At 43.0% G+C, this 16,938-nt stretch carries 15 protein-coding genes and 1 pseudogene; 7 read left to right on the top strand and 9 right to left on the bottom strand.

Annotated features, from left to right (window positions below):
• Both DCC82_RS18100 and DCC82_RS09355 read right to left on the bottom strand, forming a co-directional pair.
• Positions 1–186 (bottom strand): annotated as a pseudogene (locus tag DCC82_RS18100) (RNA-guided endonuclease TnpB family protein); the annotation flags it as partial.
• Positions 187–461: 275 nt separating this feature from the next.
• Positions 462–968 (bottom strand): metal-dependent hydrolase, encoded by a 507-nt coding sequence (locus tag DCC82_RS09355; protein ID WP_015863793.1) that lies wholly within the window; start codon positions 966–968, stop codon positions 462–464.
• Between the two features lie 182 nt (positions 969–1,150).
• On the opposite strand from DCC82_RS09355, the gene DCC82_RS09350 reads away from it, so the two are divergent.
• Genes DCC82_RS09350 through narI form a run of 4 tightly spaced genes read left to right on the top strand, consistent with a single transcriptional unit; the run spans position 1,151 to position 7,567 of the window.
• Positions 1,151–4,834, top strand: coding sequence for a nitrate reductase subunit alpha (locus tag DCC82_RS09350; RefSeq protein ID WP_108430332.1), 3,684 nt, complete (start codon positions 1,151–1,153; stop codon positions 4,832–4,834).
• Positions 4,824–6,296, top strand: coding sequence for a nitrate reductase subunit beta (narH, locus tag DCC82_RS09345; protein ID WP_108430331.1), 1,473 nt, complete (start codon positions 4,824–4,826; stop codon positions 6,294–6,296). Before DCC82_RS09350 ends, narH begins: the two co-directional genes overlap by 11 nt.
• 16 nt (positions 6,297–6,312) lie before the next feature.
• Positions 6,313–6,861, top strand: a complete 549-nt coding sequence (gene narJ, locus DCC82_RS09340; protein WP_041269648.1) for a nitrate reductase molybdenum cofactor assembly chaperone — start codon at positions 6,313–6,315, stop codon at positions 6,859–6,861.
• Position 6,862: 1 nt separating this feature from the next.
• Positions 6,863–7,567 (top strand): respiratory nitrate reductase subunit gamma, encoded by a 705-nt coding sequence (narI, locus tag DCC82_RS09335; protein WP_015863790.1) that lies wholly within the window; start codon positions 6,863–6,865, stop codon positions 7,565–7,567.
• A 137-nt stretch (positions 7,568–7,704) separates the two neighbouring features.
• On the opposite strand, the gene DCC82_RS09330 is transcribed toward narI, so the two are convergent.
• The 3 genes from DCC82_RS09330 to DCC82_RS09320 all read right to left on the bottom strand — a co-directional run bounded on the left by DCC82_RS09330 (position 7,705) and on the right by DCC82_RS09320 (position 9,339).
• Complete coding sequence (locus DCC82_RS09330; protein ID WP_015863788.1) at positions 7,705–8,505, bottom strand: uroporphyrinogen-III synthase; 801 nt, start codon at positions 8,503–8,505, stop codon at positions 7,705–7,707.
• Between the two features lie 117 nt (positions 8,506–8,622).
• On the bottom strand, positions 8,623–8,868 hold the full coding sequence (locus tag DCC82_RS09325; protein ID WP_015863787.1) for a hypothetical protein: 246 nt from the start codon (positions 8,866–8,868) through the stop codon (positions 8,623–8,625).
• 195 nt (positions 8,869–9,063) lie between these two features.
• Entirely contained in the window at positions 9,064–9,339 is a 276-nt protein-coding gene (locus DCC82_RS09320; protein WP_015863786.1) for a hypothetical protein, read from the bottom strand.
• 200 nt (positions 9,340–9,539) lie between these two features.
• Between DCC82_RS09320 and DCC82_RS09315 the strand changes: the two genes are divergently transcribed.
• Positions 9,540–10,853, top strand: a complete 1,314-nt coding sequence (locus tag DCC82_RS09315) for an ATP-binding protein (protein ID WP_015863785.1) — start codon at positions 9,540–9,542, stop codon at positions 10,851–10,853.
• 253 nt (positions 10,854–11,106) lie between these two features.
• Entirely contained in the window at positions 11,107–11,856 is a 750-nt protein-coding gene (map, locus tag DCC82_RS09310; RefSeq protein WP_015863784.1) for a type I methionyl aminopeptidase, read from the top strand.
• 203 nt (positions 11,857–12,059) lie between these two features.
• On the opposite strand, the gene DCC82_RS09305 is transcribed toward map, so the two are convergent.
• A complete protein-coding gene (locus DCC82_RS09305) occupies positions 12,060–12,461 on the bottom strand; it encodes a secondary thiamine-phosphate synthase enzyme YjbQ (protein WP_097354940.1) in 402 nt (133 codons plus the stop codon).
• Positions 12,462–12,552: 91 nt separating this feature from the next.
• Here DCC82_RS09305 and DCC82_RS09300 point away from each other — a divergent pair, with 91 nt between their 5' ends.
• Entirely contained in the window at positions 12,553–13,479 is a 927-nt protein-coding gene (locus DCC82_RS09300; RefSeq protein ID WP_097354456.1) for an MBL fold metallo-hydrolase, read from the top strand.
• Between the two features lie 35 nt (positions 13,480–13,514).
• Here the strand turns inward: DCC82_RS09300 and DCC82_RS09295 are convergent, their stop codons facing one another.
• The 3 genes from DCC82_RS09295 to DCC82_RS09285 form a co-directional block, all read right to left on the bottom strand.
• Positions 13,515–14,360 (bottom strand): TIGR03943 family putative permease subunit, encoded by an 846-nt coding sequence (locus DCC82_RS09295; protein ID WP_097354455.1) that lies wholly within the window; start codon positions 14,358–14,360, stop codon positions 13,515–13,517.
• 14 nt (positions 14,361–14,374) lie between these two features.
• On the bottom strand, positions 14,375–15,241 hold the full coding sequence (locus tag DCC82_RS09290) for a permease (protein WP_015863780.1): 867 nt from the start codon (positions 15,239–15,241) through the stop codon (positions 14,375–14,377).
• 463 nt (positions 15,242–15,704) lie between these two features.
• A partial coding sequence (locus tag DCC82_RS09285) for a methyl-accepting chemotaxis protein (RefSeq protein WP_233252960.1) occupies positions 15,705–16,938 on the bottom strand: 1,234 nt, incomplete at its 5' end.

The raw sequence follows: 16,938 nt of genomic DNA, 5'->3' as shown, positions 1-16,938 counted from the left end.
TTCGTTCGTTTTGGCAAGATGATAGTTTTTCTCATAATTAAGAAATTCCTTGTGTTCAAAATAGTATTGTCTAACATTATACAATCCAACGTTGTATATGTTCTTGGCAATACGGCACAGTTCTCTAAGGGTCAAGTATTCTTCTTTGGTTAAACCATTTAGCTGTTGTTTGATACAAAAATACATTTTTTCACCTCCCATCTAACTATATGATACTATATTTTACTGAATCTATCCTTTTTCAGCAAATATAGTTAAGGCGATTCATCTCCCACTTACTCCGCTTCGCTTCGTTGAAGTGGGAGTCTTCTCGCCTAATTAAGATAAAACGGTTCTGCCCCTTTTAATACAGGATATTTTTCTTTCATCTCCTCTCCCCCCAAATGCGCAAAATGTATCCATTTCATCAATTCGCTGCTGACGTGTTTTTTCCTTTTTTTATGAACAATTTTTATGAACGATCACATGAACGATCCGAATGATTTCCACCATTCATAAAACAAATTTTCTTTCGTCCCTATATAAACAAGCAAGGCAAACGCTGCGTAAAAGAGCGCTTTTTCGATGAAATTGCCTGTGCGATAGATGGGAATTTTAAATCGCTTTAAAGTGAACGGCCAAAAGAGCGGCACACCTTGGACAGAGAAAAAGTCTTCGAGAATATGAAACAAATAGCCGAGCACAAAGCCGACGGCAAATAACGAAGACGACTCCCACATCATAACAAGGGCGATGATTCCCCATACAACAAGCGAATGGGTCATGCCGCGATGGCCAAACGCTTCTTTTACTTTATTGGATACCCCCATTGAGCGCCGTCCGACGTACGACTTCGGTTCATCAATGTCGGGAAGTAAGCTGCCGACGACAATTCCCGCCGTATAGCTTACGCTAAACGAAAGTGATGTATGCGCAGCGACCGCTGCCCCAAAACATAATGACGTAACAATATGACTATGATATCTCAATGCGACCTCCTCATTATGTAAAACTTTTTCTCTATTATAACACAAAAAAAGAATGTTTGTTCGTTTTCGTTCACCATTTGACAGATTTGTGACAATCGAGCCAACTGTGACAAAGTTAACATCCCTTTATTTTCATTATGGCTATAGTAAAATTACACAAATTGATGAAGGAGTGAAACAAAATGAAACGAAAGCGATCTCCGTTATTGAATCGTTTCAAATATATGAAACCGATCGAACGATATGCTAATGACCATAGTGAGGTGACCTACGGCGACCGCGATTGGGAAAATGTTTACCGCCGCCGTTGGCAGCATGATAAAGTCGTCCGTTCCACCCATGGAGTCAACTGCACTGGCTCATGCAGCTGGAACATTTACGTAAAAGACGGAATCGTCACATGGGAAGGACAACAAATTGATTATCCGTCAACCGGACCGGATATGCCTGATTTTGAACCACGCGGTTGTCCTCGCGGCGCAAGTTTTTCTTGGTACATTTACAGCCCGCTCCGCGTGAAATATCCATACGTGCGCGGCGTGTTGATGGATATGTGGCGGGAAGCGCTACAAGAACATAAAAATCCGCTTGACGCTTGGAAAAGCATCGTCGAAAATCCGGAAAAAGCAAAACGGTATAAACAAGCGCGCGGAAAGGGCGGATTTGTCCGCGTCAGCTGGGATGAAGCGTTAACGCTTGTCGCTACATCACTATTATATACTGTCATCAAATACGGTCCGGACCGCAATGTTGGTTTTTCGCCAATTCCAGCGATGTCGATGGTCAGCCATGCGGCCGGTTCACGCTTTATGCAGCTGATAGGCGGACCGATGCTTAGCTTTTACGACTGGTATGCGGACCTGCCGCCTGCATCGCCGCAAATTTGGGGCGACCAAACCGACGTTCCGGAATCGAGTGACTGGTATAACTCCGGCTACATTATTACATGGGGTTCCAACGTGCCGCTTACCCGGACGCCAGACGCCCACTTTTTAGCGGAAGTTCGCTACCGCGGTACAAAAGTTGTATCAATCAGCCCAGACTATGCCGAATCGACAAAGTTTGCCGATGATTGGCTCAGCGTGAAACCAGGAACAGATGGCGCGCTCGCCATGGCCATGGGCCATGTCATTTTAAAAGAATATTACGTCGATCGGCAAGTTCCTTACTTCCAGCAATATGCCAAAACATACACCGATTTTCCGTTCGTTGTCACTTTGAAAAAAGATGGCAACAAATGGGTGGCCGACCGCTTCCTGCAGGCAAAAGATCTCGGCCGCAACGTCACCAACGCCGAATGGAAGCCGGTCGTTTACGATGAAAATAAAAAAACATTTACGATTCCGCATGGAACAATCGGTTCGCGCTGGGACGATCAAGGAAAATGGAATTTACATATGGTGGATGAAGAAACGGAACAGCCGATTGAACCTTGTCTATCGTTTTTAGGGAGCGAAGATGAGCTCGTTACGATTCATATTCCGTACTTTACTAATGAAGGAAGGAAAACGATTGAACGCATCGTCCCGGCAAAAAAAATACAAACCGAAAATGGCGAAACGTATGTAACGACCGTCTATGATCTTGTCCTTGCCAATTACGGCGTCGACCGCGGGATTGGCGGAAACGTCGCCCGTACGTACAATGATCTTGTTCCATTCACGCCAGCATGGCAAGAAGCGATTACAGGCGTGAAACGGGAGCTTGCCATTAAAATCGCGCGCGAGTTTGCGCAAAATGCAATTGATACCAATGGCCGCTCGATGATTATTGTCGGCGCTGGCATTAACCATTGGTTCCACTCCGATGCGATTTACCGCGCCGTATTAAATCTTGTCTTGTTCGTCGGCGCGCAAGGAGTCAACGGCGGCGGATGGGCGCACTACGTTGGACAAGAAAAACTGCGTCCGACGGAAGGATGGCAAACGATCGCGATGGCACGCGACTGGACGATGCCGCCAAAATTGCAAAATGGTACATCGTTCTTCTACTTTGCGACTGACCAATGGCGCTACGAAGAAATGCCAGTCGATGAACTTGTTTCTCCGCTTGTCAAAAAGGCGCGCTATTCGCATTATGCTGATTATAACGTTCTTGCAGTGCGTCTTGGCTGGCTTCCTTCCTATCCGACATTTAACAAAAACGGCATTGACTTGTATGAAGAAGCCGTTGCCTCTGGTGCATCGACACCGGAACAAATCGCACAATATGTCGCCAAGCAATTAAAAGAAAAAACATTGCGTTTTGCCATTGAAGACCCGGATCATGAAGCCAACTTCCCGAGAAATTTAATCGTTTGGCGCGCAAACTTAATTTCTAGCTCGGGCAAAGGCCATGAGTATTTCTTAAAACATTTGCTTGGCACGACACATGGCTTGTTGAACGACGATGAAGACAGCCTGCGTCCGCAAGAAATCACATGGCGCGAACAAGCACCGGAAGGAAAGCTCGATTTATTAATCAACTTAGATTTCCGCATGGCGGGAACGGCGCTATATTCCGATATCGTTCTTCCTGCTGCAACATGGTACGAAAAACACGACTTAAGCAGCACGGATATGCATCCGTTTGTTCATCCATTTAATCCAGCGATTTCCTCGCCATGGGAAGCACGCTCAGACTGGGATATTTTCAAGTCATTAGCAAAAGCCGTTTCCGATGTCGCAAAACAAATCGGCATGAAGCCGGTCAAAGAAGTGGTGGCGACTCCTCTTCTTCATGACACGGCGCAAGAATTGTCACAGCCTTTCGGCAAAGTACGTGACTGGAGTAAAGGTGAGTGCGAACCAATCCCAGGAAAAACGATGCCGAACATTCACATTGTCGAGCGCGACTATACACTTATTTACGATAAAATGATCTCCCTTGGACCGAACGTGGCCAAACAACCAATGGGCACAAAAGGCATTGCCTGGTCGGTCAAAGAAGAGTACGAAAAATTGAAAAAGACGTTAGGCACGATCAAACGCTCGTCGATTGCCGCCGGCTGCCCAGATATTAGCGATGCGAAAAATGCGGCGGAAGCGATCCTCGCGCTATCATCGACAACAAACGGAAAAGTGGCTGTAAAAGCATGGGAAGCGCTCGAGAAAAAGACGAACTTGTCGCTTGTCGATTTAGCGAAAGAACGTGAAGAAGAATGCTTTACGTTCGAGCAAATTACCGCACAGCCAAAAACAGTCATCACTTCACCGGCGTTTAGCGGCTCAGAAAAAGGCGGAAGACGTTATTCACCGTTTACGACGAACGTCGAACGGCTCATTCCTTGGCGGACATTGACAGGACGGCAGTCGTATTACTTGGATCACGAATTAATGCATGAATTTGGCGAAGCAATGGCAACGTTTAAACCAATCTTGCAGCATCGCCCATTTTCGAAAAAACGTCCGGACGTCAAAGGAAAAGAAATCGTTCTGAATTATTTAACACCACATAACAAATGGTCGATTCACAGCATGTACTTTGATGCGCTGCCAATGCTTACGCTGTTCCGCGGCGGTCCGACCGTCTGGATCAACAAAGATGATGCCGAAGAAGCTGGCATTCGCGATAACGACTGGATTGAATGCTTCAACCGCAACGGTGTCGTTGTCGCACGCGCTGTTGTCTCTCACCGTTTGCCGCGCGGTATGGCATTTATGCACCACGCCCAGGACCGACACATTAACGTTCCTGGTACGAAACTGACAAACAACCGCGGAGGCACGCACAACAGCCCGACACGCATTCATATGAAACCGACCCATATGATTGGCGGGTATGCGCAATTAAGCTACGGATTTAACTATTACGGTCCAACTGGAAACCAACGCGACTTGTATGTCATTATTCGCAAATTAGAGGAGGTCGATTGGCTTGAAGATTAAAGCGCAAGTCGGCATGGTCATGAATTTAGATAAATGCATCGGCTGCCATACGTGCAGCGTCACTTGCAAAAATACGTGGACAAATCGTCCCGGTGCAGAATATATGTATTTCAACAACGTCGAAACAAAACCAGGGATCGGTTATCCGAAACAGTGGGAAGATCAAGAAAAATATAAAGGCGGCTGGGAGCTCAAAAACGGGGAGCTCCAGCTGAAATCCGGCTCAAAAACAACGCGCCTTCTCAACTTGTTTTATAATCCGTATCAACCAACGATTGATGACTATTATGAACCATGGAATTATGATTACGAAACATTGACCACTAGCCCCGAAAAACGCCATCAGCCGGTTGCTCGCCCGAAATCGGCGATCACCGGCGAGTTCATGGAACTATCTTGGGGGCCAAACTGGGAAGACGATCTTGCCGGTGCTCACGTTACCGGACTAAAAGATCCGAACGTTGTCAAAATGGAACAAGCGATCCAAGCGGAATTTGAAAATGTGTTTATGATGTATTTGCCGCGTATTTGCGAGCATTGCATCAATCCGCCTTGCGTTTCAAGCTGCCCGTCGGGAGCGATGTACAAACGCGATGAAGACGGCATCGTCCTCGTTGACCAAAACGCATGCCGCGCATGGCGCCATTGCGTGACAAGCTGCCCGTATAAAAAAGTATATTTTAACTGGCAAACAAATAAAGCGGAAAAATGTACGCTTTGCTTTCCGCGAATTGAAGCGGGCATGCCAACGATTTGCGCGGAAACGTGCGTCGGCCGCATCCGTTATATCGGCGTGATGCTTTATGATGCGGACAAAGTGAAAGAAGCGGCAAGCGTGGAAGATGAAAAATCGTTATACCATTCTCAACTTGAAATTTTCTTAGATCCGCACGATCCAGAAGTCATCGCGAAAGCGAAAGAAGAAGGTATTCCGGACGAATGGATTGAAGCAGCGCAGCGTTCGCCGATTTATAAAATGATTGTCGACTGGAAAATCGCTCTTCCGCTTCACCCGGAATACCGCACATTGCCAATGGTATGGTATATTCCTCCGCTTAGCCCGATTATGAACATGTTTGAAGGAAAAGGAAGCAAAGCGAACGCGGAAGACATTTTCCCAGCGATTGATGAAATGCGCATCCCAATTCAATATTTAGCCAATTTATTAACAGCTGGAGATGAAACACACATCCGTATTACGTTGAAAAAAATGGCGGCGATGCGTTCCTATATGCGCGCGCGTCAAACAAACAAACAACCCGATATCAGCATGATAGAAGAGCTCGATTTAAGCGAACAAGATATCGAAGACATGTACCGTTTATTAGCGATCGCAAAATATAAAGACCGCTTCGTGATTCCGGCATCCCATCGCGAAGAAGTCGCCGAATTATACGCGGAACAAGGAAGCTGCGGTTTATCATTTGCCGGCGGTCCAGGTGCTTGCGGCACGCTCTCTTAATACGAGGTGATAAATGATGGATCAAGAACAAATGCAAACCGTGTTTTTATGCATATCCCATTTATTGTCATATCCTGATGAAGAATGGGCAAACTTGCTAGACGACTGCCTAGAAGCAATCCATACTGTACAAAATGATGCAATCGTCAATAATATCTCGACTTTTATTCATCACATACAAACAATCTCTACTCAGCAGCGCATGGAACAATATGTCGAAACGTTCGATTTCGGCAAAAAAACAAATTTGTATGTTACCTATATGAATACAGGCGAGCAGCGCGAGCGCGGTTTGGAGCTTTTGCAACTAAAACAGCGTTATAAAGCGGCCGGTTTTGATACGACCGACCAAGAACTTCCCGATTATTTGCCGCTAATGCTTGAGTTTGCCGCCTACGCGGAACAACAATATGTTGTTCCGCTCTTTGAAACATATGCGAACAATATCGATGAAATCCGAAAACAGCTCGCAGCCATTGAAAGTCCTTATACCGCTATTTTCGACGCTATTTTCCTGGCGTTCGAAGAACTTGGTGTGAAGCCAATCCCGAAAGGAAGTGTGTGATATGTTGAAACAATTTCTTTGGGTCATTTTGCCTTACGTTGTCCTAACGATTTTTATCGGCGGCCATATTTGGCGTTATCAATACGATCAGTTTGGCTGGACGTCCAAATCAAGCGAAGTATTGGAAAAAAAGCAGTTGCGTCTCGGCAGCCTTCTTTTCCATTGGGGAATTTTATTCGTTTTTATCGGACATGTCATGGGAATTCTGATTCCTGAAGCCGTTTACGAAACGATGGGCATTTCGGAAGAAGCATACCACCTCATTGCCCTTGCTGGTGGTATTCCGGCAGGATTGGCTGCTCTGATCGGACTAATCATTCTGACCCGCCGCCGCATAGCGGTAAAGCGCGTTAGAGTAACAAGCAGCCGTGGGGATTGGATCGCTCTCTTTTTCCTCGCGATTGTCATCTTAACCGGACTTTTTTCTACGCTGCTTAATATCGATTCCAACGGCTTTGACTATCGAACAACAATCGGTCCATGGTTCCGCGGCGTCCTAATGTTCCGGCCAAACCCAGCTTATATGGAACAGGTGCCAATCTGGTTTCAAATTCATATTATCGCAGCATTAGGCATTTTTGCCGTTTGGCCATTTACAAGATTGGTGCACGTGTTTAGCTTGCCGCTCCGTTATCTTAGACGAAACTATGTCGTTTATCGTAAACGCATGCCTAAGCAAGCGGAGCAACTAAACAACATTCATTAATATAATATGCTCAAATCCCCCTTTCATATATATGGAAAAACGGGATACCCCTATATGGGGCATCCCGTTTCAGCTTGTCGACAAAGTCGACAAGCTGAAATCACGCAGGAAATTTCCTGCGTGATTTTTCTTCATCGCTATGACTGGCGTTCGAAATATTGCGACAATGTAACAATCATTGCGCCCATCCGCTCTAGTTCCGGAGCAACAACGCGGACAATCCCCTCTTCATAAAGCGCTTCAGCCGTAACTTTTCCGACCGCACACGCAATAACATGTTCGTTAAATGATTGCCGGAACCACTCAATATCTTTTTGTTCTTTTACAAATGAAAATAAAAAACGAACTTGCACCTCCGTCGTAAAACAAACAGCATCTACTTTTCGGTGAATCACTTCCTCGTACAGCTTTTCGAGCACTTCAGGATCTGGGGCAACATGGCGATACGGAAGCAGCTCGGTATATATCGCATGATTTTCTTCCAAAAACTCCTTTAATGTCGGAGACGTGGTTCCGTGCAATTGGACAATCACTTTTTTTCCCGCAAAGGAATATTCATTAAGTGAGCGAATAAGTCCCTTTGTTGTTCCATCATCACTGGCAGCAACAGGAGCAACTCCAATTTTCTTTAATGCCGCAGCCGTCTTATACCCCCGAACTGCTACGTTCGCATGCTGAATCGTTTTCACCCATTCCTCTTTCACTTTCCCTCTCTCTGCCGCTTCTAGTAACGTTTCCACTCCTATGCCTGTTGTAAAAATAAACCAGTCCGGGCGCATTGCAATAACAGCACGAATTTCATCTTCCAGCTCCCCTTCCTTTGAAAATAATATCCCTTGCGCCGGGCGCACGATCGCTATTCCACCTTGTTTTTCAATGAGTGTTGTCATTTCTTCTAATTTTCTTGACGCGCATAAGACGATGCGTTTGCCACGCATGTTTCCTCCCCCTCTCGCAATATGAATTACCTTCATTTTAAGGTAACGTCTTTCCGCTCTGCAATACATAAAAGGGAGCGTCCTCTTTTTTAATGAGTCCGCTCCCTTTCTTTTCACTTAATGGATATGTACAACTTGTTCTTCTCTTATATCAAACGATCCATAAATTCGGGTCGGTTCAATGGAAATGACCTTATCTAAAGAAATATTGATAAGCGTCATTTTCCGATTATATGCAAACAACTTATGGACATCTTTATAAAGTTTGACAGGCAAAAACGTAGCCTCTCCTTGATCAGTTTTAATTTTTACCGGCTGTTTTTCCTCAATCCAAATCATTAACTGCTTATACAACTCCCGCATATTAGGAAAATCCCCCTTTCATTACCAATTATAAAAATAAACCGCGGGAGAAAGAACAAAGAAAAATCAACAAATTATTATCTTTTTGTTATCTTTACATATCACATTTTGTCGACAACAAAAAAACATGAGAAGCGCTCATGCCTAAACCTTTAACGATATAATAAATTTTTCCGTTTAACGTTTGTTCCTGTTTCACTCGATGGAGTGCGGCACTTTCTCTTTTAGAAAGGCGCATACAGCTTTTTCAGCTTCAGCTGGTATGCATTTACAGACGTTTTCCCGCTTTTTTAAGCTTTCTACTAACTTTTCTTCGCCGGCAATCTCTAAATCGACAGATCCTCCTTTCTTTGCCGTATGTACAGCTGGCTCTTTTGTCCACACATTCGGTGCTGTTTCATTGAGCACATTCCATAACCCTATCCCCTTCTTCAACGCCAGTGCAGCTGAAAGATAGACCTCTTTTTCCAAACGATTCCTCTTAAGTTATATTTTTAGTTAAAAAATAGTTATAGAATAACTATCTGTTTTTTGTTGAAAAACGAAGATTTATGTCAAAAAAACACTATAAATTCACTCTTAACATCCGACATGTTTATTGTTTACAATGTAATATATTTAATCGTTAAATTTGCTTCTATATACCGTATTACGAGAAAGAAGGTGCTGCTATGCTTGCTATTTTAAAAGATTTTTTACTAAATTTGTTCTTTATTCTTATTCCAATTTTTATCGTTCCTTTATGGGTGGAAGAAAGAAATATACCTAGACATATCAAACAACATTTGTTCACCGTTTGTTTGGCACTCGTCATTATTTTATGTATCACCATTCCTGTCAGTTCGGATCCAGATTTCATTTTCGATTTGAGGCAAATACCTCTTTGGTTAGGGAGTCTATATAAAGGGCCAGCAACAAGCTTGTTTTTATGTTTAGTAACCATTGGTTGCCGCTTGTTGTTTGGAGGGGCCGGATTTCTCGTTACGGTCATTACCTCAATATTTATTATGATAACAAGCATGACTTTATCGAAAAAATTTTTGCAGCTATCATCTAAGCATCGTATATTGCTTGCCACTGCACTATGCGCGTTTTCGGGATCTTTATCCCTCGAACTGGCCCAAATGTTTCAAGGTATTTCATCATCGTCCTCTATCATGTCACTTACCTATTTGTTTGTTCAACCGATATTTATGCTGATTGTCTGCTCATTAAAAGAAATGATATATAAAAATATGGAATTGCGGAAACGAATTATCCGTGCGGAAAAAATGGAAGTAGTGAGTCATCTAGCAGCATCCATTTCCCACGAAATACGAAATCCGCTTACCGCTGCGCGCGGGTTTATGCAATTGTTGGAGCAACACCATCTTTCTCCTGAAAAACGGAAGCAATACATACAAATCGCCATTGAAGAGTTGGATCGTGCAGAAGCGATCATTACCGATTACTTAACTTTTGCGAAACCAGCCCCCGAATCGGTAGAAAAGCTGAATGTCAAAACAGAAATTGAGCGCGTGATTGACCTTTTACGCCCGTTTGCTAACATGAACAGTGTGGAAGTAAAAACAACATTAGCGCCGTTTACGATAACTGGAGAGCGCGAAAAATTCCGCCAATGTTTACTCAATATTATGAAAAACTCCATCGAGGCAATGCCAAACGGCGGTGTGCTGCAAATTTACGTTTCTATTGAAAAACAGCGCATGCTTATTCGAATTTCTGACACGGGAGTCGGCATGACAAAAGAACAAATCGATCGGCTAGGAGAACCGTATTTTACAGCAAAAGGAATTAAAGGCACTGGCCTCGGCATGATGGTAGTATACCGCATTATTGAATCCATGAATGGGACGATTCATATTAAAAGTGAAATACATAAAGGAACAGAAGTATCGATTTATCTTCCACTTTCTTCGTCAAATTCTCACGATCTCACAAACGAAGAAAAAAAGTTTCTGCAGCATTATAAAACGTCAACATGATCGAAGACCTAAAGAACGCTCTATTTCTAGCAGCCGGTACGATTTGTTACATACTTTCTTTTTCATCAAAAACAGAGTGTTCGTGCTATTTTTTTCGGAAAATTACGTAAATTGAAAATCACCTTGCTGTGACTCCCTTTCGTTTATCTCTACACTATTTTTTGTTACAATACACAATAGATTTTGTTGCATTACGGCATATATAAATTTTATGATATTCATTTCCAAATCATTAATGAAAAGGAGATTTTCCATGATTCATGTAAAAACAGAAAGAGAAATTAAATTGATGCACGAAGCAGGAAAATTATTGGCAGCTTGCCATCAAGAAATTGCCCAGTTAATTAAGCCAGGAATTACCACAATGGAAATCGACCGCTTTGTAGAAACGTTTTTAGCAAAGCATGGCGCAAAACCGGAACAAAAAGGATATCGAGGTTATCCTTACGCAACGTGCGCTTCGATCAACGACGAAATTTGCCATGGTTTTCCTCGTAATGAGCCGTTAAAAAACGGGGATATTGTGACGATCGATTTTGTTGTTAATTTGCACGGAGCGCTTGCCGATTCCGCATGGACATATGCGGTTGGGGATGTAAGCGAAGAAGTGAAAAAATTGCTTTATGTAACAGAACAATCTCTATATAAAGGGATTGAACAGGCTGTTATCGGCAATCGCATCGGGGATATTGGCCATGCGATCCAAACATATGTCGAAGCAAACGGCTTTTCTGTCGTCCGTGATTTTACTGGACACGGAATTGGGCCAACGATTCACGAAGAACCATACATTCCTCACTTTGGTGAAAAAGGAAAAGGATTGCGCCTAAAAGAAGGAATGGTGATTACGATTGAACCGATGGTAAACATCGGCGCATGGCAAAGCAAAATGGATCAAAACGGCTGGACGGCAAGAACGGTTGACGGTTCTTATTCCGCACAATATGAGCATACGATTGCCATTACGAAAAACGGTCCGCTCATTTTAACGGCTCTTTCCTAATCACCAAACAGAAAAGGACTAACGGTTTCGTTTCGTTAGTCCTTTTTCTAATCGGTGTATTTAAGTTTACATAATATTATTATAGTTATATTCGTTTCATCAATACGATGAACTAGCCATTGAAAACAAAATCTCATCGTGACGATCGATCTTAGGTCTTTATATACATCTAAAAAATATTAGTGACGAAGGATGCCAGTTGTTTACCCTTCGACCACTTTCACATAAAACGTCCGTTGGCGCGGGCCGTCATATTCGCAAAAATAAATTCCTTGCCATGTTCCTAAAAGCAGCTTTCCATGCGTAATAATGACATGTTGTGACGCACCGACCGTGCTTGCCTTCATATGTGCCGCTGTATTCCCTTCCATATGACGATCAAGCGGATGCTCCCACGGATACGTTTCATCAAAACGCCGCATCATATCTCGCTTTACATCAGGGTCGGCGTTTTCGTTAATCGTAATTCCCGCAGTTGTATGCGGGCAATAAACGATGGCGAATCCTTCTTTCACTCCAGCTTGACGCACCGTCTGTTCGACGAACGAAGTAATGTCCACCATCTCATCGCGCTTTGTTGTTCGAATCGTAAATGATTGCAACATATTTTTCTTCACCACCAAGCAAAAATTTGTTACTGAAAAAATCATTTTGCTACTCTTATATTATAGCGCATATAAAAAGGGTGAAAAGCAGATGAAGAGATACGAAAACTTAGATGGAGTTTCGACAAAAAAAACGTTTTCTGATTTTCGCCGCTGGCAAAAGGAACGGAAAAACAAAAAGAAAGATTTATCGTATCAAGTTCCTCATGCCGACCCGCCGCAATATCCACTTCTTCATGCGAACCATTTTCGCACATTGCTTTCTTGGGTCGGGCATTCTACGTTTGTGATTCAACTAAACGGCATCACCATCGTCACCGATCCCGTATGGGCAACGCGCATGGGAACAGCAAAACGGCTTACGAAGCCTGGCATTTCACTGAATGAAATGCCTGAAGTCGATGTCGTGCTTATTTCTCATGGCCATTATGATCATTTACATTTTCCAAGCATCCGCAAATTAAAAGGAACACCACACATATTCGTTCCTGTTGGGCTTGGCCGTCTATTCGAGCGAAAAGGATATAAGCAAGTGACGGAATTCGAATGGTGGGAAGAACAATCGTTTGGCGATGTGACCTTTACGTTTGTTCCGGCGCAACATTGGACAAGGCGGACTTTATGGGATATGAACACGTCCCACTGGGGTGGCTGGGTCATGCAGGCAAAGGAAAAACCGACGATATATTTTGCTGGCGATAGCGGCTATTTCCGTGGATTCCGAGATATTGGCGAACGTTTTTCGATTGACTACGCTCTTCTTCCGATTGGTGCGTATGAGCCGGAATGGTTTATGGGTCCGCAGCACGTCACTCCTGAAGAAGCGGTACAAGCCTTTGTCGACTGTCAAGCAGACTACTTTATTCCAATGCATTATGGCGCGTTTCGTCTTGCCGATGACACTCCGAAGGAAGCGCTTGACCGTTTGCTTGCTGAATGGAAGCGGCGCGGTCTGGACGAGAGCAGGCTAAAATGTCTAAAACTTGGGGAAGTGCTTGATTGCGATATACGTTCATAAGAAAAGGAGCCTTGGCAATCGGCTCCTTCTTTTTTCTACTGGTCATATTTTCGAAATACATACGGTTCTTTTGGTTCGTCGATTCTATGCCATGATGTTACTTTTACATAAGGAATTGTCGCATTATACGGCTGATAATACATCGTTGAAAGCTTTCCTTTCACATGAATCCATTCATCATTCGCTAAATGAGGATTGTCCGGGAACTCCGTTAAAAGCCCGAATACTCCCGAATCGGCCACACAATGGATAATGCCAAAGCGCAGAACAAACCGCTGTGTTTTTTTCGTCGTCTCATCATGATAGACAAACCCGTCAAATTCAATGACTTGATCATCAAACTGTCCTGGGAATTGATATATCGTTTCCATCGCACTTAAATAATTTTCCTCATTCAATACGAGATGTGATGTTTTTGAAAATTTATTCAGTTCCTTTCTCATCAAGTTATCGTAGTCATCTTCGTCGTAATAAATGCTCGTATCCGGCCGCAAAAGTTGCCGTTGGACAAATGGATCATCGCTTTTTGTTGTAAATCCCCGGATGTGAAAGCCCTTCGCTTTTACCATATCCGAATCAAGCGTTGCTGGTGGAAGAAACAACACGGACACAACTGGAAAAATAAATATCATATAATTAACGACCCGTTTCCATCGCGCTTGCTCTTCATGATGGCGGCAACATGAATCATCATGGCAGTGTTCATGCTTCCCTTCCCGGCTGGCGAAAAAAAGCTGGACAATGGTCAAAAAAGCGAATACGAAAATGGCGCTAAACGATATATAGGAATAACGCATATTAATATATTTGCTAATTTCTCCTGTAATGTGTAAATGAAAAAACAAAAACGAAAAACCAAGCAAAATATACATTCGTATCATCCTATTTCACTCCTTTAAATGAACAAGGAACCGATAAACACGAATATCGTAATATACATAATAAGCACAAGCACAAAGCGAGTCTTAAACGACTGCAACAGCATCAACGTATTTTTTATATCCAGCATCGGTCCGTACACAAGAAAGGCTGCGAGCGCTCCAAACGAGAACGTATTTTGAAACGACGCCGCAATAAATGCATCCGCTTCTGAACATAATGACAGCACAAAGGCAAGCGCCATCATAACAAGAATGGAAGACACACTTCCTTGGCCAACCGCAAGCAATGTCGGCGTTTTCACAAATGTTTGCATCGCCGATGCGAAAAACGCGCCAATAATCAAATATTTGCCCGTCGTAAAAAACTCATCAATCGTATGTTGCAACGTCCCGATCCATTTTTCTTTCCATGATTTCGGCAAAACGGTATGAATTGTTTCTTCCTTTCGCAACTGGTTGTCTTTAAATTGCACGGATATGATGAAACCAATGATGATGGCAATGATACAAGCAAAAATAGACCGATATAATACCATTGTCCAACTGCTTCCAAACGCAATATACGTTGAAAACAATACAATCGGATTAATGACAGGTCCTGTTAACATAAACGGTATCGCTGCATACAAAGGTACTCCTTTTGCTACCAATCTCCGTGTAATTGGCACAATCCCGCATTCGCAGGCAGGAAATAGCGCCCCTATCAGCGTTGAATAGATCACGGCCAGCGCTTTATTTTTCGGCACCCATTTTTCGACCATTTCTTCCGTTACAAACATTTGAATAATCCCTGAAATAAACACACCAAGTACAACAAACGGCAACGATTCTATTAAAATACTAATAAATATCGTATTGAGCTGAAGAAATGTCTTCATCATATCGATAAAATCTCCTTTTCTAACATTACAAACGTTTATTATACCATGAATTACTCTTTTATTCATGAAATTTTTATGGTAATTCTTATGTAATCTAGTAGGAGAGGATGATTAACCCTCGTCCTCGCACACTGCCGACCGGAAGTTTGCCGTCTGTTTCCTTCAGATTCCGCGTCACCACGGACACCCTTGCGTTAAGCTAACTGCTACTTCTGCCTTCGCAGTTCGGGACTTTCATCCTTAGACAGCACCCATGCCAAGTGCACCAAAAAAAGTTGTCCGGAGACCCCAGACAACTTTATATTTATAAATTAAATTTTCTTACCGATTTTTCAAGTTTTTCTGATATTTCCCCTAACAATTCCGTCGAAGCAGCGATTTCTTCCATTGCTTTCATTTGTTTTTCCACAGATTCCACGACTTTCGCAGCGTTTGATGCAGCCTCTTTAGTTAAGAAGGCCGCTTACTCAACGGAAGCAGATATTTGTTCAGATCCAGCGGCCATTTCCTCCGTAATCGCAGACACTTCTTGAAGCTCATTATTCGATTGGTGAACCGCATGAAAAATAGATCGGAACACTTCTCCTACTTTATGGACATCTTTTGTCCCTTTTTCAACTTCTTGGGTTCCCGACTCCATTTCACGAACCGCGTCTTTCGTCATGATTTGGAACTGTTGAATCAATTCAGCAATTTTTTGTGCCGAATGCTTCGTTTGCTCAGCAAGCTTTCTCACTTCGTTGGCAACGACGGCAAATCCTTTTCCATGTTCTCCAGCACGTGCCGCTTCAATGTTTGCATTTAACGCAAGCAAGTTTGTCTGTTCGGAAATCTCCGTAATGGCCGTAAGAATTTGTTCAATCTCTTCAATCCGATTGCCTAACTCCGTGATTTTCATGGATGTTTCCATAACAGCCTGTCGCATGTCATCCATTTGCTTGATTGCTTTCTCAATTTCTTCATTTCCTCTTTCCACTTGTTTCATTACATCATTTGATGATTCCGCAATAAGAGACGATGACTCGGCAATTTTTTGAACGCCAATAGCCATTTCCTCGACCGCATGAGCTGTTTCATTTATACTCGTCTCCTGCTGTTGTGCGTTCGAAGACACCGTCCTAATGGCCATTGTGATTTGCTCACTAGAATGTTTGGCACTCTCAATATTTTGACTTAATGCTTTAAAAGTTTCCAGCATTTCATATGTGCTTTCTGTAATATCTGTTACCATCTCGCGCATTCCAGCCATCATTTGCTTAAATGAATAAGATAGACTAGCAATCTCATCTTTCCCCTTTATTCGTATTTTTTCTAATAGATTTTGCGCTTCATTCAGCTCCCCTGCAGCGATTTTTTCGGCCACTTCATTTAATGTTTCCAGAGATTTTAATCGTTTACGAACGTAGAAAAAGGAAATGCCGCTAATGAGTCCGATTCCCATTACAAATAAAAATATAAACATCATTAATTGTTCTTTTACTACTTTTTGCTGAATCAAACCAACCTTTTTTGCATCAATATCCACTCCAAGAATCCCGATTACTTTTTCATTATTCTTGATCGGAGCAAAAGCCGAGAGATAATCTCCATATTCGGAATCATGTAGAATTTTCGTGCTGTTTGTACCTCCCTCTAGAAATATTGATGTATCAAGGCTTTTCGGCCTCTCAGGGGTGTCCAAAAAATATTTTTCGACA

The organism is Geobacillus sp. LYN3 (genome assembly GCF_003064505.1).
Classification (GTDB): Bacteria; Bacillota; Bacilli; order Bacillales; family Anoxybacillaceae; genus Parageobacillus_B; species Parageobacillus_B toebii.
The sequence above is the reverse complement of the archived record's forward strand: the minus strand, read 5'-3'. Positions and strand labels throughout refer to the sequence as shown.

What these genes read in the sequence shown, in the direction of transcription:
- DCC82_RS09350 (WP_108430332.1), top strand. Translation starts at nt 1,151, where the DNA reads ATGAAACGAAAGCGATCTCCGTTATTGAATCGTTTCAAATATATGAAA.
- narJ (WP_041269648.1), top strand. Translation starts at nt 6,313, where the DNA reads ATGGATCAAGAACAAATGCAAACCGTGTTTTTATGCATATCCCATTTA.
- narI (WP_015863790.1), top strand. Translation starts at nt 6,863, where the DNA reads ATGTTGAAACAATTTCTTTGGGTCATTTTGCCTTACGTTGTCCTAACG.
- DCC82_RS09330 (WP_015863788.1), bottom strand. Translation starts at nt 8,505, where the DNA reads ATGCGTGGCAAACGCATCGTCTTATGCGCGTCAAGAAAATTAGAAGAA.
- DCC82_RS09325 (WP_015863787.1), bottom strand. Translation starts at nt 8,868, where the DNA reads ATGCGGGAGTTGTATAAGCAGTTAATGATTTGGATTGAGGAAAAACAG.
- DCC82_RS09315 (WP_015863785.1), top strand. Translation starts at nt 9,540, where the DNA reads ATGCTTGCTATTTTAAAAGATTTTTTACTAAATTTGTTCTTTATTCTT.
- map (WP_015863784.1), top strand. Translation starts at nt 11,107, where the DNA reads ATGATTCATGTAAAAACAGAAAGAGAAATTAAATTGATGCACGAAGCA.
- DCC82_RS09305 (WP_097354940.1), bottom strand. Translation starts at nt 12,461, where the DNA reads ATGTTGCAATCATTTACGATTCGAACAACAAAGCGCGATGAGATGGTG.
- DCC82_RS09300 (WP_097354456.1), top strand. Translation starts at nt 12,553, where the DNA reads ATGAAGAGATACGAAAACTTAGATGGAGTTTCGACAAAAAAAACGTTT.
- DCC82_RS09295 (WP_097354455.1), bottom strand. Translation starts at nt 14,360, where the DNA reads ATGATACGAATGTATATTTTGCTTGGTTTTTCGTTTTTGTTTTTTCAT.
- DCC82_RS09290 (WP_015863780.1), bottom strand. Translation starts at nt 15,241, where the DNA reads ATGATGAAGACATTTCTTCAGCTCAATACGATATTTATTAGTATTTTA.